The sequence below is a fragment of the Sphingomonas aerolata genome (assembly GCF_003046295.1).
In the GTDB taxonomy this organism is placed as follows: Bacteria; Pseudomonadota; Alphaproteobacteria; order Sphingomonadales; family Sphingomonadaceae; genus Sphingomonas; species Sphingomonas aerolata.
This window is the reverse complement of the sequence record NZ_PZZN01000003.1, coordinates 955,283-976,714: the sequence shown is the minus strand read 5'-3', so window position 1 is coordinate 976,714 and position 21,432 is coordinate 955,283. Positions and strand designations below refer to the sequence as shown.

Below are 21,432 nucleotides of genomic sequence, written 5' to 3'. Positions count from 1 at the left end.
TACTATCGCTCAAGCGATGGAAGAGTAGGTCGTCGCCAGGCATTGAAGCCCGTGCGACATGCATCACACGATATCAAAACCCATTCACAATCTCATCTACCCTTACGTCCCTAACAGGACCGTCGCGGGGTGGAGCAGCCCGGTAGCTCGTCAGGCTCATAACCTGAAGGTCACAGGTTCAAATCCTGTCCCCGCAACCAACTTCTTACACCACAATCGCCGCCCTCACGGGCGGCGTTGTCGTTTGTGACAAAGGTGATCATGCCTGGAACCTTTGCTACGTCCACCGCTTCCGGGCTACTCGGGTTCGTCAAGATAGATCGTTACGCTCTCAATGAGCGTCGACAAGATTGAAGCGGGTTCCGTTCGCATCATTCAGCGACGTCCGCAGTTCTTCCGACCGAACTGCTCCTGCAGCGACGAGGGGGTAGGCATTCGTATCGCCGGTGCGCCGTACGTTTCGTTGCGCGTGCGGCCACTAAGCTGCGCCATCTCCGCCTCGCGAACGGCGATCATCTTCCGCAGCGAGGCGTTCCACTGTCCGCTAAGGGGCACGGCACACGTTCTTGATTTAGTCGCATAGCGATATGGATCGACGACACTCCGCCGGCGAACCATGTGAAGATCCGCCGGACGACCTCGGCCTGCGCTTCGTCGATTTCGAGCAGTTCGCGTTGCACCTCCTCGTTCGCGTCAAGTCGGACGATGTGCTTGTAACCATAGGCCCGCCCTCAAGCGAAGCGCTCGGCCAGCACGGCGGCTTGCATGTGGCGCAGCGTCTTGTCGACGAGATGCTTCAGAAAGATCGAACCAAGCAGGCCGGTCCACCGCGAACTTGATCTCGTCAACATGGCCTTCGCTCACGGTATGGAACGGGATGCGGTAATAGGCGAGCTTCTTGCCCGGCCAGGCCACGTCCTTTGCATTACGCGCGAGCCAGTCGAGTGCCTTGCAAGCGATCATGTCGATCTCGCCTGCTTCCACTGCGCGCAGAAAGTGCTGCAACCCCAGGCGGTCGCGGCGATAGCCCGCCAATTCGGGATCCGCCAGGTCGCCACGACCGTATCGCCGAGATAGCCGACCAACGGCGCACAGGATGCAATCTAATACGCGCTTGATGAGGCAGCTTGGATGGCGGTCGAATGACGACCGTACAGCGTGATACGGCGGGGCAGGGAGGTGAGCATGGGTTATTGTTTCACAGCTTCGACGGTACGGGAATCCCGCATGCATACACGATGTTCGATGGCCGCTTCCCTTGCCAACAGGCGCACAAGCTCGGCGAGCGCCTGTTGCGCTTCTGTCCCTGTGCCAATATTATCCGTGCAGCGGCCTTAGGGCCGTTCAGTCAGGAAGCACGTGCCTTCAGTGTGGGAATGACCCGCGTTGCCGTGTCGCGGATCGAGAATGGCCGCACCTGGCCGCAGGCGCAAACGCTCGACCGCATTATCCTCGAGTTAGACATTGATTGTCCGACGTGGCAGTGCGAGGGGTCGGTTCCGCGCCGTTGCGACAGTTCGATGGCACGCGGCAAGACACTCGAGTCTTTGAATTATGCCAGCGATTGCGTGCGGAACGTCGGGCGCTCGGATCGAGCCTTCCCGAACTGTCGCGGCAATCCGCGGTGTCGGCCTCGCACCTCTAGGATCGAGCACGCGGAAGCTGGTTGATCAAAGCTCTTCACATGGCACGACGATGATCTCGATCGTCCGCGCGAAGATCGCCGCGTCGCTTTCAGCAACACGGTCCTTGCCGATCGCGCCGCTGGTCGGTCGCGCAAGGATGAGGAGGAGTAGCGCGGTGCCCGATGTCGTGCGGTCGTACGATCTACCGCCGCGTAGTTTTTTTTTGAGCCATCCCGCGGTTTTCGGCAACATCAGACCTTCTGCATGCAAAACTGGAAGAGAGCAGCCAGTCTGCTTTCGGCCGGCGATCTGCATAAACGGACGTTCGTTCAAGAGACGGGGCGGGGGACCGAGTGTCGCTCCTTGGTGGAAAGCCGGCATTCCGCATTAGGTGGCACTTTTAACGTAGAGCGCCGTATATTCAGGTGTGCCCCGTCGCCCTTCAAAGCGTCCTGATCCGGACGTAGTTCTGAACATCAGGGGCGGCGACGCAGTCGCGCCCCATCATGACCTGCGTACGATCAAACGCGCTATCGTCCGATCGGACGCGTCATTTCCGGGAGGTTCCAGCCTCGTAACGTCACCGCCGCCGGTGCCGCGCCGACCGTCTTTGGATAGCGGATTTCAATGCGCCGGGTCTCACCGGGCAGGAGCGCGACATAATTGTCGTTGTAGAATGCCGGCAGGATGCGCTTTCCCGCCGTATCGACCAGCGTCAGCTTCGCATTGAGCGCGGGCACCTTGGTGGCATTGGTGAGCGTCACGGCAACCATCATGTCGTCACCGACCGATATCGGGGCGGCAACCGAACTGCTCAGGGTAACGCTCTGCAGGCTGTTGAGCATCTGATAGGCAGCCTCGTCCTTGCCGCGCCAGTAGAAATTCTCCGCAACCGTCGTGCCGGACCGATCGGTCATGTCGAGCTTGACCAGAACCATCGGATGCGATGCGAACAGGCGGTCGAGTGGTACGGCGGCAAGCGGGGTTGCCGCATTCGCCTTTGCATCGAGACGATCCTCGCGGCTGAACAGTTCGGCATTGTCGAGCCCGACGACCCGCGTGCGTACGAGAAGGCCGGGGCGTGGCTCGCGGGTGGTATTGAGTACGACCAGTTCGTTGCCCGGCAAGTTCAGCTGAACGTGGAGCGGCTCCGCGGCCTTTTTCGCCCCGTAATATGCCGCATGAGTATCATAGTCCCAGCTGTAGATCTGCCATGCGTTCGACGGCCAGGCCGGGTGGGTCATCCACAGGAGCCGACCGGAGTTCTTGGTCCAGAGATGGCCCAGAAACCCTTCATACATCGCCTTGTGCGTCTCGAGATTCATCATCTGTGCTTTCCGCTCGAAATCGGCGAAGCTCGTCGCAGGCCCGAACATCGTCGCCAGCGTCGTCATGAACGTCTTGGTGTCGCCGTTCCCGGCAAAATGCCAGTCGTGATAGGCCAGCGTGTCGCTGAGCGGCCAGGTCTCGCTATCGGGCATGGTGGCGCGGACGGATTCAAGCGTCGAGAGCGACGGCGTTCCCGTTTCGACTGAGAAGCCGCTGGCCAGATCGGTGAAATAGCCCACCGGTGGCCGGTAGTTGTACGGCCCCGATCCCTGCAGATTGACGACGTTCGAGCTGCCCGTGAACCAGCGCGTGCCATCCTCGCGCGCGATGAGATCGTCGAGCCCTTCGTTCAGCGTGGGATAGGGCACGCCTTCGTTGCGGCCGAACCACAGGATGATCGACGGGTGATTGCGATAGCGCCGCACGACGTCGTCCGCATTCTTGAGGAAGAGCTCTGGGTCCTGCGGCTCGACCTGGAAATTCTGCGTTGATTGCCAGAAATCGTTGAGCACCATCATGCCGGTCTCGTCGGCGAGGTCGAAAAACTCGGCTTCGGTGTTATTACCCATCCAGTTGCGGATGACGTTCATGTGCGCCTCCTTCTGGAGACGGAAATAGGGTGCCAGCCGGTCCCGGCCGACGCGTTTCATCGCATCGTCCATGCCCCAGTTGCCGCCGCGCGCCGCGATCTGCACGCCGTTCACGCGGATGGTCAAATGCGGCTCGGGCATCGTCTCCTCGACAGGCGTCACCGCCGGTGAGGTTTGGCCGGCGACGGTCAGCGACTCGGTCCACCCGTTCGGCGACTGCTTGATCGCTTCGTGACGGACGTCGATAAGACGTTCGCCGCGCAGGCTGCCATCGGTGAACTGCAGATTGACCCGCCGGAGCGCGCCCGCGGTATCGAACAGCGACAGGTCGTAGCTCACCTCACGGATCCCGAACCGGTCGGTACGCGTGTCCGACAGCCGGCCATCAGCCAGCGCCTCGAGCGACAATTGGTACAGCGCCTGCTCGCCATAGCCGTTCGGCCACCAGAGTTTCGGATTTGCGACGCGCAGCTGGGCGAAGTCCTTGGGCGAGAAGGCGACCTTCGTCTCGCCGGGCGATACGGTCACCGTCTTCTCGACATGCACATCGCCAAACGCCGCGCGAACGGTGACGCTGCGCGGCGTGGTGCCGTCGTTGCGAACGGGGACGGTGATGTAAACATCGGCACGGTCGGTCCGTGGCAGCGGCAGGTCGGTGACGACCTGTGGGTCGAGCAGGCGGACGTCGCCATGCGCCAGCAGTTCGACCGGACGCCACAGCCCGGTGTTGCGGTCGCGGATGCCGGGAATCCAGTCCCACCCTTCGGTGGCGACGAAGGTCGGACCGTCGATGGCGAGCTGCCCGCCATTCTCGCCGACGCCGGCGCTGATCGACTGTTCGTGCGGAATGCCGGGATGGGGCGGCGGCGACACGCGCACCGCGACGACATTGTCACCGGCGACGGGGATGAGATCGAATTGGCCGCGGATGAATGCGCCGCGTGTGCTGCCGAGCTTGCGGCCGTTTGCCCAGACGTCCGCGGCATAGTTGATGCCGCCGAAGACGAGCGTAAGCCGCTTTCCGGCGGCTTCGGGCGGGACTGTGAAGCTGGTGCGGTACCAGTAATCCTGCCGGGCGAGGCTTTCGGGAATCTTGAGGTTATTCAACCCGTAATAGGGGTCGGGATAGACTCCGCGATCGACCAGCGTGGTCAGCACGGTGCCCGGCACGGTTGCGGCACGCCAGGTGCCGCTGGGCACGCCCGGACGTGACAGCGTCGCACCATCGTCGCGCACGTCCGGCGCGGCGGCGAGCTGCCAGCCGTTCACCAGCCAGCGGCCGTCGCGTGCCGGCGCCAACCCCGTTGGCGGCAAGGGCATATTTAAGACCGGCGGCGTGGTGGCGTCGCCGCGTGCCTTTGGCAGCGTCCACGGATCCTGTTGCTGCGTCAAACCGATATTGGCTTGTTTCTGGAGCGGCCAGCCGACGCCGACCTGCCAGAACTGGACGAGCGCGAAGTCTGGCTGCGCGCGGGCTTCGTCGGCCAGTGCCGCGGCGCTCCGCGCGCGCGCGTCGAACGTCGCGTTGGCCAGCGATCCGCCGAAATGCTGCTTCGCGCGGCCGGTGCCGGTAACGGGTGCCAGTGCCAGACGGGGCGTGACGGCGACCGAGCGGCCGGCGCGCGACGCGACCGGCCGGCCGTCGACATAGAGCGTCAGCGTGCGACCGTCCGACACGGCGGCGACATGCGTCCAGCGACCGGCGGCGAGCATGCTTCCGCCGGTGACGCGGACGCTGCCGTCGGCGCCGGTGACGCGGCCATCGACGAGCGAGAGACAGCGGCAGGCCCCCAGCGGACCGCCGACGGCCAGCAGGGTGCCGGTCATGCGCGTTGCACCGGGCCGGACCCAGGTCGACAGTGTCCAGGGCGCATCGGCGGCGACCCCTGCCTGCGCGCCGGTCAGGTCGCGCTCGACGCCGATCCCGCCGGCGAGGATGTCGACGTTATAGGGGCCGGCGTTGCCGATCGCTGCTGGCGCGTCGGCTGGCGTGGTTTGCGCTGCGACCGCGCCCGACAGGGCCGTTCCTAGCAGTAACAGGGTGGTGAGTGTCGCCAGTCGCATGAATAGTCCCTCCTGAGGTGCCGGCTTGGCAGTGCTGCCGGTCAGTTTTGAGCCGCGGTATGCCGGGTCAGTGACCGACCTGCGGATCTTTTGTCCACAATCTTGCGGCACCGCGAACGCCGGAGGCGTCGCCCCAGCGTGCGGGCACGATACGGCCGTCCCACAGGTCGGAAAATGTGTGGTGGCGCACGACATCGGGCAGGCCGGCGTAGATTTCGGTGACGTTCGACATGCCGCCGCCAAGGACGATCACCTCGGGGTCGAGCAGGTTGACGACGAGCGCGAGCACACGCCCGAGGCGATCGACATAGGCACTTAGCGCGGCGCGGGCCGCGGGGTCGCCGGAGCGCGCCGCGGCAACGATGTCGGGCGCGCTGAGCGCCAGCCCGTGTTCGGTGGCCGCGGCCCGCGCAAAGCCGGTACCCGAAACCCAGCTCTCGATGCAGCCCGACAGCCCGCACCAGCATGTCGGAGCATCGGCCTCGCGTCCGCCGGGCCAGGGCAGGGGCAGATGGCCGATCTCGCCAGCGATCCCGTGTGCACCATCAATCGCGGCGCCGGACAGCACAACGCCACCACCGACTCCGGTACCGATCACCAGCGCAAAGACGCTCTGCGCACCCTCAGCGGCACCATCGATCGCCTCCGACAGGGCCAGGCAATTGGCATCGTTGACCAGCCGTACGGGGCGACCGAGCGCCCGGGCGAGGTCCTCGCGAAAGGGGCGGCCATTGAGATAGGTAGAGTTGCTGTTGCGCATGATCCCGGTTCGCGGTGACGGCGAGCCCGGTGCACCGATCCCGACCGTGCAGCGCGCGCCCCCGGCGTCGTCCGCCGCGGCGACCAGGTTCGATATCGCGGTCAGCGCGCTGTCGTAGCTGCCGGGATTGGGAATGCGTTGCCGCCACGCAGCCGCGCCGTCTTTCGAGAGCAACACGGCTTCGATCTTCGTACCGCCAAAATCGATACCGAGCGCCGGCGCGGCATCTTCGCATACCAGCCCGCCGATGTTGGCAATGGTACCACTCTCCCCCACGATATCCTCCCCCCATGGTCGTGACCGCTGCACGGCCATCCCGAACGACAATGCCAGTTCGAAAAATAAACGCAAATTGATTATCCAATTGACGGCGCTTTGCGGCGCGGTAGAACACGGGTGGCAAGACAACGGTAAGTTGCGGCTGGCACGTGGGAGAGGGGTAGGGCGCCGCGGCGCCGATCAACTTCATTCTCGCAGGCTAAAGCGTTCGCCAATCGCTGGCGGTGTTGATTGTGAGGGAGAGGGTCGGAATGTTGCGCGCAAAATCCAAGAACATGTTGATGGTCGCCGCGTCGGTGACGGCGTTGGTCAGCAGCAGTACTGCGCTCGCGCAGCAAACATCGACGACGCAGGGGGTGTTGCAAAGCGCGCCCACAGATCAGGCTGCATCGCCGTCCGCCGCTGCGGCCGATCAGGCGAGCGAAACGCAAACCCCGACCACCCCGACGAGTGATGCCGCCGCAGAAAGCGAGGACATCGTCGTTACCGGCATTCGCGGCGCGCAGCGGCGTGCGGTCAACCTGAAGCGCGATGCCGCGTCGGTCACCGATTCGATCTCCGCCGAAGACATCGGCAAGCTGCCCGACGTGACCATCTCGGATTCGCTCCAGCGTATCCCTGGCGTGCAGATCCGCCGCGACGCGGGTGAGGGGGCCGCAATCAACATTCGCGGCCTGCCACAGGTGACGACGCTGCTCAACGGCGAGGCCTATCTCGGCGCGCAATCGATCACGACGATCCAGCCGAATTTCAACGACATCCCGTCGCAGCTGTTCGCCGGCGCCGACGTCATCAAGTCGAGCACGGCGGACCTGCTCAACGCGGGCATCACCGGCACCGTCAATCTGCGCACGCGCCGTCCGTTCGACCTGAAGAAGGGCTTCACCTTCGCGGCTGCCGCCGAGGGCGCGTACGGCGACAAGACCAAGGAATTCGATCCAAACCTGAATGGCTTGTTCGGCTTCCGTGGTGAGAAGGTCGGCTTCCTCGTGTCCGGGGCCTATTCGAACCTGCATCTGTCGAACTCGCACAACGGCATCCAGGAAGGCTATGGCGCAGCGCTCCACAACGAGCAGTTCAACACCGCCGCCAACCCGACTGGCGACGTCAACCTGAGCAGCGGCTTTTCGCCCGCCAATCGTCCCAAGGGCACGATCGTCGGTACCGGCCGCGACGTGAACGGCGATGGTGACTCGAACGACGCGTTCATCGTCCCACAGGGTTTCACCGCCTGGGACAAGGTGAACCAGCGCGAGCGGATCGGTATCAATGCCTCGGCGCAGTGGGAGATCAGCGATGCGCTGACCTTGAACGCCGACGCGTTCTTCACCCGCCAGAACGAGAACGACCGGACTGCCGGCATCCAGATGCAGAACGTGAACTGGCAGGCGGCCGAATTCGTCCCGGGACAGTCGCGTAACACCGGTTCGGTTGTTTCGCTCAGCAACGGCGGCGTGACTCGCGACTATGACCTGAACACCACACAAGTCTATAATTACGATCTCGGCAACTTCGACTCGTACGCGCAGAATGATCGCTTCAAGTCGCAGTCGCAGAACTACAATGTCGAACTCAAGTACGACAATGGCGGTCGCTTCAAGGCAAGCCTGCGCGGTATCTACGGCAAGGCCTATTCGAACTACGACCAGAGCTATCTGCAGTTCAGCCCGTCCAACGGCGCGCAGTGGCAGCCGGGCGGGATCGGTCATTATCCGACGGGAGACGTCGCGTTCAATCCCGGCGGCTATGTGGTCAACACCTTGGCGGGCGCGGCGTCGCTACCAGCGACGGTCGATTTCACCGGCAACCAGCCCGTGTTCACGCTGCCATCGCAGCTGACGAACGCGCTCGGCAATATCGACAGCTACACGATGAAGACGACCTCGTCGGAGGGCAATTACCGGCGCAAGGGCGACCTCAAGCTGATCCGCGGTGACGTCTCCTACGAGGCGAACGACAATGTCAGCCTGGCCCTGGGTGGCCGGTATAGCGAGCGCACGGTCGACGATTTCGAATTCGATCGCGCGGCACCGCTCTATGCCGGGCAGGCGTCGCAGGCGGGTGGCTGCCTGGTCAAATGGAAGGCATTCGACGTCCCCCTGAACGATGCCTCGTGCCGTGCCGGTACGGGCACGTTCGGGACCGCCAGCTTCGCTCCCTACACCGCAGGGCAGGTCCGCAAGGCGAGCGATCCGATCTTCAACGGGCAGGTCAAGCAGTACAACCTGCCGGGCGCTGGCCTGCCGCCGATCTACGTGCTGGATCCCAAGGTGATGGACAACGCGCTGGCGTTCCAGAACAGTTTTTATCCCGGCAACGTGGAAGTGCAGAACCCCGGCGCGTCGTTCAACGTCGGCGTGAAGCAGATTTCGGGCTACGCGCAGCTCAACGTCAAGGGCGACGTGTTCGGCATCCCGGTGTCGGGCAATGCAGGCCTCAAGGTCATCAACACCAAGCTCGACATCACGCAGTTCGTCACCGGTTCGCCACAGCCCTATGGCCTGGCCAATCTGAGCAACGGCACCGTCGAGACCAAGCGCAGCTTCACCGACTTCCTGCCCGCCTTCAATCTCGCGTTCAACCTCGCCGAGAATGTGAAGCTGCGGCTTGCCTATTCTAAGACGATGACGTTGCTCGACCTCAACCAATGGGGCGGCGGCCTTAACCCGACCTATGCGATCGACACGAGCAACCCCGGTTCGCCCGTGTTCCGCGTCACCGGCGGCAGTTCCAACGGCAACCCGCAGCTCGATCCGTGGCGCGCCACCAACGTCGAGGGATCGCTCGAATATTATATCGGCGCGAGCAGCCTGATCAGCGTCGGTGCCTTCTACATCGACGTTGCGAGCTTCATCCAGTCGGGCAACATCGTCCGCACCGACCTGCCCGACAATGACGGCGTCGTCCGCAACCGGACGGTCTCGATCAGCACCCCGGTGCAGGGCGATGGCGGGACGCTGAAGGGCGTCGAGGCAGGCTGGAAACAGTCGTTCAGCGACCTAGGCTTCATGCCGTCGATCCTGACCAACTTCGGTATCGACGCGAACATCACCTATTCGCCGTCCGACTCCGGCGCGGTCGATCTGAAGGGCGATGCGATCCCGTTCCAGGATAATTCGAAGATCCAGACCAATCTGGCGGGCTTCTACCAGGACGATCATTTCCAGGCGCGTGTCGCGTGGAATTATCGCTCCAAGCGCGCGGTGCAGCAGAATTTCGGCGGTATCCAGGGTCTCGAACTCTATCAGCAGCCAACCAACTATGTTGACGCGTCGATCAGCTACGACTTCACGCCGAACCTGACGCTGTATGCGCAAGGGTCGAACCTGACCGGAGAATACGAGAAATACTATCTGACCTTCCCGGACGAGAAGGCCTACAACAACATTTACGAGCGCCGGTTCATGGCGGGTGCACGCTTCAAGTTCTGAGGCGTAATGTGTGACGCAGATGCCCGCCGGCTTTCATCGGGGTGGCGGGGACCTGTACGCCGGACAGCGTTGACGGGGAGTTGGTCATGACGGGCAGAACACCGGGTCCGGCATCCGCCCGCGGGCCGCTGCGCTCGATCGTCATCGTCGGGGGCGGCACGGCGGGATGGATGGCGGCAACGTTGCTCGCGCGCCGGCTCGAGCGACAGCCTGTCAAGATCACGGTCATCGACTCCAGCGCGATCGGCACGGTCGGCGTCGGCGAGGCGACCGTGCCGGGCATCCGCGATTTCTTCCGCGAAATCGGCGTCACCGAGCAGGAGGTGATGGCGGCGACGCAGGGCACGGTCAAACTCGGCATCGAGTTCGTCGACTGGAAGCGCGAAGGCGAGCGCTTCTTCCACCCGTTCGGCCTGTACGGCATGCGATCGCGCGGCGTGGCGTTCCATCATTACTGGCGCAAGATGAACGTTGCCGGCCACGCTTCGCCGCTGGCCGATTTCTGTCTCGCGACCGCGCTGGCGGAGCGCAACCTGTTCATGCCGCCGACCGACCGGCCGGTTCATGATCTGCTGTTTTTCGACTGGGCGGTGCACTTCGATGCGGGGCTATTCGCACGGTTCTTGGCGCAGAAGGCGATCGCATGGGGCGTCGAACACATCGATGCCACTATCACCGATGTGCGCGTCGACGGTCGTACGGGGTTCATCAGCGGGGTGGACACCAGTTGCGGCAAGGCGATCGATGGCGATCTGTTCGTCGACTGCTCGGGGTTCCGGTCGCTGCTGCTCGGCGGCGCGCTGGGCGTGCCGTATGAAGACTGGACGAACCTGCTGCCGTGCGACCGGGCAGTGGCGATGCCGTGCACGCGATCGGGGCCGCTGACCCCGTATACACGCAGCACCGCGCTCGAAGCCGGTTGGCAGTGGCGCATCCCGCTCCAGCACCGCGTCGGCAACGGCTATGTCTATTCGAGCCGTCACATCTCTGACGACGAGGCGGTCGCTACGCTGAAGAGGAGGCTCGAGGGCGAAGGGCTAGGCGAGCCAAACATGATCCGCTTTCGCACTGGGCGGCGTACGGCCTTCTGGCAGGGGAACTGTGTCGCACTTGGTCTCGCCGCGGGCTTCATGGAACCGCTCGAATCGACCAGCATCACGCTGATACAGACGGGTATCGAGAAGCTTCTCGCCTTGCTGCCCGATCGCGGGTTTGATCCCGCGCTGGCGGAGGAATATAATCGCACGACCGGATTGGAATATGAGCGGATCCGCGATTTCCTGCTGCTCCATTATTTTGCCAATGTCAGGCGTGGAGAGCCAATGTGGGATCGCTGCCGCGACACGGCGCTTCCCGAGGCGCTGGCGCACAAGCTCCGGTTGTTCAAGGCGCGCGGCCATCTGGTCCGGTATGAGTGGGAATCGTTCCAGGATCCGAGCTGGCTGTCGATGTATGCAGGCTTCGGGATCGACGCGGCCGCGCATGATCCCGGTGCCGACCATTTCTCGATTCCGGCCCTGGAATCGGCGTTTGCCCGCATGAAGGAGTCGATTGCACAGGCAGTTGCGCTCGCGCAGCCGCACGACGCGTTCCTCGGCCTGTCGGCGCGCCATCCGGCGCGCGCGCAGGCTGCCGAGCCCGGCGGCGCTCCCGATCGCCTGATGATGCCGGCGCGTTAGGGAATGTCGCGCAGCGTGCAGATTGGCCCGCGCAGGTCTCGCCGCGCAGCCGGGCCGGTCTGTTCGAACGCCATGTAAGCGCGCGTGTCGGCCGAATAGCGCGCCCATAGGGGCAACCCGCCGCTGTTGGGATTGCCGGTTCTGACGAAGTTGACCCAATAGCGTTGCAGCGGCGGCTGGCCGGGTTGCGGCGGGTTGAACACATAGCCGATCTCGCTTGCATGGCTGACCGTGCGGCCAGTCGGCGCGTAGTCGAACTGATACTGCCACACCGGTACGCCTGCGCGTGCGAATGCCCTCGAGACGGCGATCGTCGGACAGCGAAAGGTCACGTCATCGGCGATCTGCGTGGTGACGTCACCCAGGCGCGGGTCGTCGACAGGTATGCCGCCGCGCTGGAGCCCGTAGAGATCGAGCGCCCGGTCGGCGCCCGCACCGAATTCGCGTCGAACCGTCGCCTCCGCCGCAGCGCCACCGCCATGCAGGGGCAGTTCCTTTGCGTTGACGCCGATGACGAGCGGCGTGCGCGCGAACCGGCCGCTCGCCAGCAGCTTGGCGGGCGTATCGGTCAGGACGCGACCGTCGATTATCGCCTGCAACCAGATGAAGCTGTCATCGTCCAGATCGGGAACATCGACTGCGTCTTGCGCCTCCAGGATTTTGGCGACGGACAGGTTGCGGAGCTGGGCGGTCGGGGCCGTATCCGGCAGTCCGGCGGCCCTTATGAGACGTTCACCCAGGCGTTCGTTCTGCACTAGCGTGCGCGGAGCGACACCGAAGCCGGGCGTTCCGCTTTCCTGGATCGCCTGCGCGAACAACCCGCGCGAAGCCGGGGCCAGCTGGTGAAGCGCGACGTCCTGCGCGCCGGCAGATTCCCCCGCAATCGTGACGCGCTTTGGATCGCCGCCGAAGCGCGCGATGTTGCGCTGGACCCAGGCGAGCGCCGCCTGCTGGTCCATCAGCGCGTAATTGCCCGAATGCCCGCCCTGTTCACGGCTGAGGGCGGGATGCGACAGGAAGCCTAGCGCGCCGAGGCGGTACTGGACACTCACCAGCACGACGCCCGCTTCGGTGATCCGCGATTCGACGGTGCCGCCCCCGGCGCCCGCGCGATTGCCACCGCCGTGGATCCATACCAGCACCGGCAGCGCCGCGGTCGCGCTCGACGGCGGCGTGCGTACGTCGAGGAACAGGCAATCCTCCGAGCTATTGATCGCCGCGTCCCGGTTCCAGTCGCCATAGACGGGTTGCGGACAGGCCGCATGGGTCGCAATTGCCTCGACAGGTTCAGTCCAACGCGTCGGCCGTTCGGGCGCGCGCCACCGCAGCGGTCCGGTCGGCGGTTTGGCGAAGCGGATGCCGCGGAACACTGCACCGCCGTTCGCAAGCGCCTCGCCGCGGACCGGACCATCGTCGGCGCGCACCACCGGGCCGGCGGTGACGGCTGCGAGCGCCAGCGCGAGGACGATCACTGGGCGAGCGCCTTTGGCGCCGGCTTGGCGAGCGACGCGCGGATCGCCGCTTCGGCAACCGGTCCCATGACGGCATATCCCGCCTTGTTCGGATGGACGCCGTCATAGGTCAGGCTCGCGCGGAACCCCTTGCCGTCGTGTAGCGCCGTCCAGTAATCGGCATAGGTAGCGCCGGTCTGCGCAGCATACCCCTTCAACCAGCTATTCATCGCCACGATCTTGTCGGCGGTTTCGAGGCCGGGCCGCCACGGAAAATTCGCGGCGGGCGGGATCGAGGCGAGGATCACACGGATCCCGTGCGCGCGCGCAAGTTCCGCCATCGTCATGATATTGGCCTTCGACTGGTCGGGCGTCATCGGCCCGGTATTACCGGCAATGTCGTTGGTGCCGGCCATGATCTGTACGACTGCGGGTTTCAGATCGATCACGTCCTGGCGAAAGCGCAACACCATCTGCGGCGTGGTCTGCCCACCGATCCCGCGTCCGATGCGGTTGTTGTCGGTAAAGAAGGTAGGGGCCATGTCGAACCAGCCCTGTGTGATTGAATCGCCGATGAAGACGACGCGTGGGCCCGCCATGCCGGCCGGCAACTCCGCATTGGCCTCCGTGTAGCGGCCGAGCCATGCCCAATCGGTATGCAACCGCTCCTCCGCTTGGCGCGCGGCGCTGGCCTTCACATCATCCGTCTTCGCGATTGTCGGTGCGGCCACTGCTGCCAGAGACAAGCTGAGTAAGATCGTTTTCATATTGCGCTCCGGAACTCTCGCAGCGCTATCGCATAATGAGACGGCAAAGCTAAATTTTGTGCGACCGGCCAACTATGGGTTGTGGTGCCTTATCCTCACACTGATCCAGGGCAGCGTGGGTTTCGCAGAGCGTGGGGCCACGACGGTCTCCAACTTGTTGCCTGCAATCTGGCAGCACGCTTGGGGCGGCGGTGCTGGTCATTGAGCTCAATGACAGCCTAGCACGCTGACCCGCTGGGCCGCTGCAACAGATTCAGTAGATACTCGTAGGGCAGGGGTCGGCGGCAAGCACAGTGGCGAAGTGGGCAGGGCTAGCGCGCGGCCTGCACCTGACGTTCTAAGGCGTCCTGATAATCGTAGGCGTCACGCTCGCGCTCTCCGTGTTCGTGCCGCAAGCGACCAAGGAGCACAGCGTGCCAACCTAAACCGATGTCTGTTTGCGGGCCGCGGAAGGAGCGGCTTGAAAGTCTGCCCGTGGGTCGCCGCAGCCGCAGCTGCTGAATATGACGTTGTTGAGCTGACTTCCGATACTGGAATGGGCAAAATATGCGAATTAAGCCCTAGCTTCAATCGCCGCCAAGATTGCGGATCCTGTACGGTCCTGAGCGCTTTGCAAGCGGCTGTCCCTTCCAGCTGAGCTGTACCAGCCCGTTGCTCACTAGCTCGTCTATCGCTTCATGGACTGCAGGCATTGCGCTACGCCAATCCTGTGCAATTGAACGGGCCACTTCGCTTGGGCATATCGTCGCCCCCGGTGCGCGGCGCTCGAGCAGGGAAAGTGTGGCTGCCTTCGGATCCGTCATTCAGACTGCGTCGACCGGGCGCTCCGGCTGGTCAAGGTGCTATTGGCATTCGGTGCCTTCCTCGGGCAGCTTATCCGTGCAGAACGTGGCAGGATGGTCGTGAGAAACTCGCGGCAAGCGGAAATACCTCTGGTCGACGGATTCGACGAAGAACCGGATATTACCGACTGCGCGCGCCGATGTGATCTCGGGTCCGTTCTGGAACGACCTCCGCGCGGCAGCTGCAGCGATGGGTGTGTGGAGCTTCTATCGCAAAGAGCGGATGGGACCCCGGAGCGAGCTTGGCCAAGATCTCCGCCTGCGGGTGCAGGCTGGGTTAGACGTCTCGGCGCCAGTCCGGCGGTTGTTCGCCGTCAAGAAGGACATCTCGGCGGAAGTACTCGGCCGGTTCCAGCGGAACTGGTCGGACCGGGCCGACAAGGAGCATTCTCGCCTATACTTTGGGCCGAGCATCACTTTCGGGACGAGGTTCTAGCCGATCGGATGCAGCCGGCGTGGTCGACGAGGGCCCCATTGGGCCGCCTGCTCGGCTAGCCTGTCGCGGCGGGCGCGTCGGCTAGAATACGAAGCTAAACGAACGTCGCCTCTTCGGGCGAAGGTAGGACGGTCTGAGCGTCGCCTTATGGGTCTTTGCGGATTCGGTGGGAAGGCGTCGCCGAGCTCGGCGTCTACCGGATCGATATCTTGTTCGGGCGTTCCAAGGATTGGCGGCGTATCGGCACCCGCTACGACCAGTAACCGACGGACTTGCTCTCCGCCGTCGCTCTCGCGGACACCGTCATTTTGGCTATGATCAACGTCTCATAACCTTAATGGCGCAGCGCACCGATCAGAGCGAACAAGCGCCGTTGTTTGGGTCAGAAAATCAGACGCACAATGTCGCGTTGCCCTTCTGATGCGGTCTCGCCATTATAGCAAGGACTGGGGAGAGTGACGTGCGCAAAAGCATCTCGAGAGCGTGTGGTTTGGTGATGCTGCTCGGGTCGATTTCGGCAGCCGCTCAGCAATTGCCGCCCCCTGCTGATTCCCCGACCGCCGGAACGGCGCAAGGCGACGTGTCGGTCACCATCTACACCAACGACGTCGCCCTGGTGCAGGACATCCGTCCGCTGAACCTGGCGAGCGGGCGGGTTCGCCAGAATTTCCCCGACGTGAGCGCAGCGATCCGACCGGAAACGGTGTCGCTGACCGTGCCCGATGCCGCGATCGTCGAGCAGAATTTCGACTATGATCTGCTCAGCCCGTCGAGCCTGATGGAGAAAGCGATCGGCGAGACGATCACGCTGGTGCGGACCAATCCGGCCACCGGCGCGGAAACCCGCGATCGCGCGAAAGTGCTGGCGGTGAACGGCGGCGTGGTCATCGAAGTGAACGGTCATGTCGAGGTACTGCGCGACGACGGCCTGCCGGTGCGCGCGGTGTTCGACCGGGTGCCCGACGCGCTGCGGGCGCGCCCGACGCTGTCGGTGACACTGACCAGCACGCGCGGAGGAACCCGCCCGGCGACGCTGTCCTACCTGAGCCGCGGGCTCGGCTGGAGCGCCGATTATGTCGCGCTGTTCGACGACAAGAGCGGCACGGTCGATATCCAGGGCTGGGTAACGCTGAAGAATAGCAGCGGGACGACGTTCGCTAACGCCAAAACGCTGCTGGTCGCCGGCGAGGTCGGCAGCGCCGACGATGACGGCAGCGGCGGCTATGCGCCGCGTCCGCGCCACCGAACGACGAAACGCCCCGGCACCGAGAGCGCCGCGCGCGAGCAGCTCGGCGACTTCTACCTCTATCCGCTGGCCGAACGCACCACGATCGCCGACAAGCAGACCAAGCAGGTCAGCTTCCTCGATGCCAAGGGCGTGGCGGCGGGCGCGGGCTATCGGTTCGAGAATGGCTGGCTCGGCAGTTCGGACGAACCACGCAGCGCGCAGTCGGTGCTGCGGTTCAGTAACTCGGGTGCAGCAGGCTTGGGCGACGCGCTGCCGGCGGGGGTGGTCCGGGTCTATGTCCGCGATGCACGCGGGCAGCCGCAGTTCACCGGCGAAAACCGGATCGAGCATACCCCGCAAGGGTCGACCATCGCGCTTCCCACCGGCGACGCGTTCGATGTGAAGGTGCAGCCCGTCACCGTGTCGCGCACGCGGCAGGGCGACCGCCGCTGGCGCACGGCGATGCAGTACAAGCTGACTAACGCCCGCGCCCGTCCGGTCACGGTCGAGCTCATCCAGGGCGGGCTCGACTGGGGCGACGTCCGGGTCGTCGAGGACAGCGCGAAGGGTGAACGTCGCACCGCCGGCACGCTGGCGTGGCAGGTATCGGTGCCGGCCAATGGCAGTACCACGGTGACGGCGACCTTCGACACGCGCTACTGATGCGCCATCTGCTGCTCCTGGCGGTCGCGCTGCTGGCGGGCAGGGCGGAGGCGCAGACGACCGTCACCTCGTCCGCGCCGGACCGCGTCTCGCTCACGGTGTACCGGGCACCTTATGGCCGCGGGGCGATGACCCTCCAGTATCTCGGTGGCTTTGCACTGGTGACGGAGACGCGTCGCGTCCGGCTGCCGCGCGGACCGGCGGTTCTGCGGTTCGAGGGCGTGGCGCATGGGATCGTGCCGGTCAGCGCAGTCATCGACGGCCTGCCCGGCGGCACGATCGAGAAGAACCGCGACGCCCGCCTGTTGTCGCCGGCCTCGCTTGTCGACGGTACGCTGGGTCGTGACGTGACGCTGACCCGAACGGACAGGGCGACCGGACGACCGACCAGCGAGCCCGCGACCATTGTCGCCGGCCCGGCACCGGGCGTCATCCTCCGCACGGCGACGGGGATCGAGGCTTTACGCTGTTCGGGTCTCGCGGAGCGGCTGGCGTTCGCCGGCGTCCCAGGCGGCCTGTCGAGCAAGCCGGTGCTGAGTGTAACGACCATCAGCCCGGCGGCGCGCACGGTCACGGTGCGTCTGTCCTATCTCGCGTCCGGGTTCGACTGGCGGGCGAGCTACGTCGCTGCGCTCGCCGCGAACGGGCGAACGGTCGACCTGTTTGCCTGGCTGACCCTCGCCAACAGCAACCCGGAAGTGTTCCCGAAGGCCGAGGTGCAGGCCGTCGCGGGCCGGCTCAACCGGGTGGCGTTGCCCGCGGTTCCGGCGGCGGCGGGCGGGCTGCGGCTGGTCTGCTATCCGCTCGGCACGACGACGTCGGATCTGCCCGAAACGGAGTTTGAGCCTGCCGACGAGATAGTGGTGACGGCGTCGCGCGCGATGGCGCCCCCCCCGCCGCCGATGATGGCGCCCCCGGCACCACCCCCGCCGCCGCCCCCTCCCGAAGATCTTGGCGATCTCAAGCTTTATCGCATACCGACGCCCACGACCGTCGCCGCACGCGCGCAAAAGCAAGTTGCTTTGCTCTTTCAAAAGGGCGTGCCGGTTGACCGTCGCTACCGACGCGCGGTGTATCCCGGCCAGCAGCTCGACGGCGTGCCGACGTCGATCGTGCTCGTGATGAAGAACGATACACCTGGCGGCCTGGGCGTGCCGCTGCCAGCCGGCAGCACCGCACTCTACGCCGAGCGGGCTGGCGGACGCCTGCTGCTGGGATTGGGCGCGGTCACCGACCGCACGGTTGGCGAGACGGTGCGCCTAGCGGCAGGTATCAGCAGCCAGGTTATGTTGACCCAGGCTATCGTTGCGTCGCGCGTGCCGGTGGCGGCTCCGGGGGAAGCATTGTCGCGAGAGGTCGTGCTGACGGCGACTAACGCCAACCCGTTCCCGGCGACGCTCGACGTCCCGATCGGGGCGGCGGGCCAGGCGATCGAGGCCGATGACAAGGCGCTCAACCGAACCGACGGGATCCTCACCTGGTCGCCGACCCTGCCGCCGGGCGGTCGCGCCAATTTGCGTTACCGTTACTGACCGGCCCACTTCGACCTCCCAGGTCGGGCGATACCGCATACGCCTGATTTCAAGATCTATATAGGGTCAGGAAGCCTGTACTGGTAGCAGCTACGATGCCTCGCCGTCCCCGCCAGTTGCGGCACATGAATGGATGACAGGTTTCGGCGAGCGGAAGGGGCGTTCGGAACGTCGCCTTTTGGGTCGTGACCGCCGAGACAGCCATCGACCAGTTCAAGCCATCGCTGCGTTAGCCGGCGAACGGCTGCTCCCGACAGATCCTTCCGTTCGCGTGGCACAAACCGGACAGGCAGCAACGGGCCCGAATTGGCCGCTCGCGACGCTCTCGATCGTTCCTGCATGCGGTCGTCCGTGCAAATCGGTTGGCGCCACCGATGGGTAAGCTGGAGCGAACAGCGCCCGGTCGACCGTGATGCAGTGGTAGTCCAGTTGGTTCTACCGCAGGAAAAAGCCTCCTGGGCTGGCGTTGGCCCGGCGGGCATCCATGCCGCCGAATAGTGATGCGAAGCCGTCGCCTGCTAGAATCGAAAGCCCAGCGTTGCCATAACGTTGCGCGGTGCGGCCATGAAGCAGTCCCCACGCACGAGGCAGGAGGCGAAACCACGGTTGTCCAGCAGGTTGGTCGCGTTGATGGCCAGGCGCCATTTGTCCCAGCTGATCTCCGCCAGCGCATCGACCGTCGTCCGCGACGGGGTGACGATCGTGTACAGCGTGCCGGGCGCGATCCCGGGGTTGAGACCATAGGGGTCGAGCGGCCCGGTCGACTTGCTCTTGCCGCTATACACCACGCCCGCACCGAACCTTAGCTGCGGCCCGCTGGTGTCACCGAAGGTCTTGGTCGACCAGACCGACGCGGTGTGGCGCGGCATATAGTCGAGACTGGTGTTAACGTCGGAATCGAGCTGGCTGTAGCCATAGTTCAGCAGCAGCTCGAAATTGCCCGGCAGCACGCGGCTCGCCTCGAACTCGATGCCCTTGGTGGATAATTCGCCGGATTGGGTCGTCACGTTGTTGGCTAGATAGAGGACGCGGTTGCGCTCCTTGATCTTGAAACCGGTCACGGTGACCAGCGTCCGGGGATCGGGCTGCCATTTTACACCCGCCTCGTATTGCATGCCCATCTGCGGTTTGAAGGGGTCGGTCGGGACGCCGCCAGGCCCCGTCAGCCGGCCGGCGATCGGCAGGAAGCTTTCGGTGTAGCTGAAGAAGGGCGAGACGCCTGCGCCGAGCTCTCCAATGATGCCGGCGCGGAAGGTCGTGGCATTGTCCTCCTGGCCCGAGGAGTTGGTCACATGGTCGCGGCGGGCGCCAACAATCACCGACATGCGATCGAAGAAGCGGATCTGGTCCTGGACATAGACGCCGAGCTGCTTCTGCGAATCATAGGCAAACGGGCCGCTGGGGTCGTAGGTCTGCAGCGACGCATAATCGATGTCGTAGAGATCAACCGTCTCCAGCGCCGTGGTCGCGAACCTCTTGCCGACCTTGTTCCAGCTATAGTCGAGGCCGGCCAGCAGCGTGTGCTCGATCTCTGCGCCGGTATTGAACTTGAGCTGGACGTTGTTGTCGGTCGAGAAGACGTTCATCCGCGCATCGCTGGCGTCTGCATACAGCCCGATAGTGCGGCCATCGGTGCCATAAACCGCGAACGGATCGGTCGGGTTGGTATAGCTGTCGGCGTAATGGGTAAAATATTCGAGGTCGCTGTCGATGTATCGTGCCTTCAGGCTGATACGAAGATTGTCCGAAAAGCGGTGGACCAACGACCCGCCACCCTGGAGCGAGCGGCCGGCATAGCGGTCCCAGCCGGCCTTGCCGACGAATGTATAGGAATCGAGCTGCCCGCCCGGATTGCCGGGATTAGGTACGAAGGTACCGACGATCGGCAGGAACTGCGAGGTCGAGCCGGTGTCGTCCTTCTGGTACAGGCCGGTCAGGATCAGATCGGTATCCGGCGTCGGCTGCCAGCGGATCGACGGCGCGAACATCACGCGGTCGTCGGGAACATGATCGATGAAGGTGTCGGAATCGCGCACGCGTCCGACTGCACGAATCGCCAGCGTGTCACTGAGTGCCAAGTTGATATCCCCTAGCGCCTCCTTGCGGTCATAACTGCCATAAACGAGGTTAAGCTCGCCGCTGGTGTGGAACTCGGGCGTCTTGGAGACGAGGTTGATGAGACCGCCGATCGAGCCCTGGCCGAACAGCACCGATGCCGGGCCACGTACGATCTCGACCCGCGAGAAATTATACGGGTCCGAGGGGATGCTGGCATAATAGGAGAAAATGTCTCGCATGCCGTCGCGGAACTGCAGCGCGCTGATGCCGCGGACGTTGAAGCCATCGACTCGCGTATCGCGGCCATAGGGATTGGCGAGGACGCCGGCGGCGTACTTCACGGTGTCGCTGATGTTGATCGCGCCCTGCGACAGATACTGGTCGGCCGGGATGATGGTGAGCGGCTGCGGTAGCTCGATCAGCGGGGTTTCGGTCTTTGTGCCGGCGATGGTGCCAGTCACCACAATGTCGTTTTCCGGTGCGGGCGGCTCCGCATCCTGAGCCCAGGACGCAGAACTGGCCAGCATGCTCGCCACCCCGGCCGCAACGATCAACTTCCCCATATTCCGCCCCTTCGTCTCACTGCAGTCCGATTGTGGGCGCTCTTATATATTTGCGAAAGATTATCAATAGCATTAAGATTGCCTTCCTTGACGCGCACGTACCCAATCCAGTCGTCGTCGATGGGCGCGAATTCT

13 protein-coding genes and 1 tRNA gene are annotated in these 21,432 nt (G+C 64.2%); 6 read left to right on the top strand and 8 right to left on the bottom strand.

Annotation, left to right across the window (positions count from 1 at the left end; all coding sequences use genetic code 11):
• Positions 1 to 123 precede the first annotated feature (123 nt).
• Positions 124 to 200, top strand: a tRNA-Met gene (locus C8J24_RS16815).
• A 493-nt stretch (positions 201 to 693) separates the two neighbouring features.
• On the opposite strand, the gene C8J24_RS18005 is transcribed toward C8J24_RS16815, so the two are convergent.
• Positions 694 to 1,233 carry a recombinase family protein gene (locus tag C8J24_RS18005; protein ID WP_107934338.1) on the bottom strand — a complete coding sequence of 180 codons (540 nt, stop codon included), beginning with the start codon at positions 1,231 to 1,233 and terminating at the stop codon, positions 694 to 696.
• Here C8J24_RS18005 and C8J24_RS16800 point away from each other — a divergent pair.
• Entirely contained in the window at positions 1,143 to 1,670 is a 528-nt protein-coding gene (locus C8J24_RS16800) for a helix-turn-helix domain-containing protein (protein ID WP_107934168.1), read from the top strand. The two genes, C8J24_RS18005 and C8J24_RS16800, sit on opposite strands and share 91 nt — an antisense overlap.
• Here C8J24_RS16800 and C8J24_RS16795 read toward each other — a convergent pair whose 3' ends face one another.
• The 3 genes from C8J24_RS16795 to C8J24_RS16785 all read right to left on the bottom strand — a co-directional run bounded on the left by C8J24_RS16795 (position 1,671) and on the right by C8J24_RS16785 (position 6,719).
• Positions 1,671 to 1,940, bottom strand: coding sequence for a hypothetical protein (locus C8J24_RS16795; RefSeq protein ID WP_146163730.1), 270 nt, complete (start codon positions 1,938 to 1,940; stop codon positions 1,671 to 1,673).
• 215 nt (positions 1,941 to 2,155) lie between these two features.
• Positions 2,156 to 5,608 carry a glycosyl hydrolase 2 galactose-binding domain-containing protein gene (locus C8J24_RS16790; protein ID WP_107934164.1) on the bottom strand — a complete coding sequence of 1,151 codons (3,453 nt, stop codon included), beginning with the start codon at positions 5,606 to 5,608 and terminating at the stop codon, positions 2,156 to 2,158.
• A gap of 67 nt (positions 5,609 to 5,675) precedes the next feature.
• A complete protein-coding gene (locus C8J24_RS16785) occupies positions 5,676 to 6,719 on the bottom strand; it encodes an ROK family protein (RefSeq protein WP_244180824.1) in 1,044 nt (347 codons plus the stop codon).
• A gap of 179 nt (positions 6,720 to 6,898) precedes the next feature.
• On the opposite strand from C8J24_RS16785, the gene C8J24_RS16780 reads away from it, so the two are divergent.
• Positions 6,899 to 10,078 (top strand): TonB-dependent receptor, encoded by a 3,180-nt coding sequence (locus C8J24_RS16780; RefSeq protein ID WP_243845751.1) that lies wholly within the window; start codon positions 6,899 to 6,901, stop codon positions 10,076 to 10,078.
• 86 nt (positions 10,079 to 10,164) lie between these two features.
• Positions 10,165 to 11,757 carry a tryptophan halogenase family protein gene (locus C8J24_RS16775; protein ID WP_107934160.1) on the top strand — a complete coding sequence of 531 codons (1,593 nt, stop codon included), beginning with the start codon at positions 10,165 to 10,167 and terminating at the stop codon, positions 11,755 to 11,757.
• On the opposite strand, the gene C8J24_RS16770 is transcribed toward C8J24_RS16775, so the two are convergent.
• From C8J24_RS16770 to C8J24_RS16760, 3 genes are all read right to left on the bottom strand, one after another.
• Positions 11,754 to 13,229, bottom strand: a complete 1,476-nt coding sequence (locus C8J24_RS16770) for a carboxylesterase/lipase family protein (protein WP_107934158.1) — start codon at positions 13,227 to 13,229, stop codon at positions 11,754 to 11,756. The two genes, C8J24_RS16775 and C8J24_RS16770, sit on opposite strands and share 4 nt — an antisense overlap.
• Positions 13,226 to 13,975, bottom strand: a complete 750-nt coding sequence (locus C8J24_RS16765; protein WP_107934156.1) for an SGNH/GDSL hydrolase family protein — start codon at positions 13,973 to 13,975, stop codon at positions 13,226 to 13,228. The genes C8J24_RS16770 and C8J24_RS16765 overlap by 4 nt, the downstream gene beginning before the upstream one ends.
• Before the next feature lie 566 nt (positions 13,976 to 14,541).
• Entirely contained in the window at positions 14,542 to 14,778 is a 237-nt protein-coding gene (locus tag C8J24_RS16760) for a DUF3253 domain-containing protein (RefSeq protein WP_107934154.1), read from the bottom strand.
• Between the two features lie 971 nt (positions 14,779 to 15,749).
• On the opposite strand from C8J24_RS16760, the gene C8J24_RS16750 reads away from it, so the two are divergent.
• Both C8J24_RS16750 and C8J24_RS16745 read left to right on the top strand, forming a co-directional pair.
• Positions 15,750 to 17,144 (top strand): DUF4139 domain-containing protein, encoded by a 1,395-nt coding sequence (locus tag C8J24_RS16750; RefSeq protein ID WP_244180852.1) that lies wholly within the window; start codon positions 15,750 to 15,752, stop codon positions 17,142 to 17,144.
• The gene (locus C8J24_RS16745) at positions 17,144 to 18,676 is read left to right on the top strand and encodes a DUF4139 domain-containing protein (protein WP_107934150.1); all 1,533 of its coding nucleotides are present in this window, start codon (positions 17,144 to 17,146) and stop codon (positions 18,674 to 18,676) included. Before C8J24_RS16750 ends, C8J24_RS16745 begins: the two co-directional genes overlap by 1 nt.
• A 518-nt stretch (positions 18,677 to 19,194) precedes the next feature.
• Here the strand turns inward: C8J24_RS16745 and C8J24_RS16740 are convergent.
• Positions 19,195 to 21,297 carry a TonB-dependent siderophore receptor gene (locus C8J24_RS16740; protein ID WP_107934148.1) on the bottom strand — a complete coding sequence of 701 codons (2,103 nt, stop codon included), beginning with the start codon at positions 21,295 to 21,297 and terminating at the stop codon, positions 19,195 to 19,197.
• Between the last annotated feature and the right edge of the window lie 135 nt (positions 21,298 to 21,432).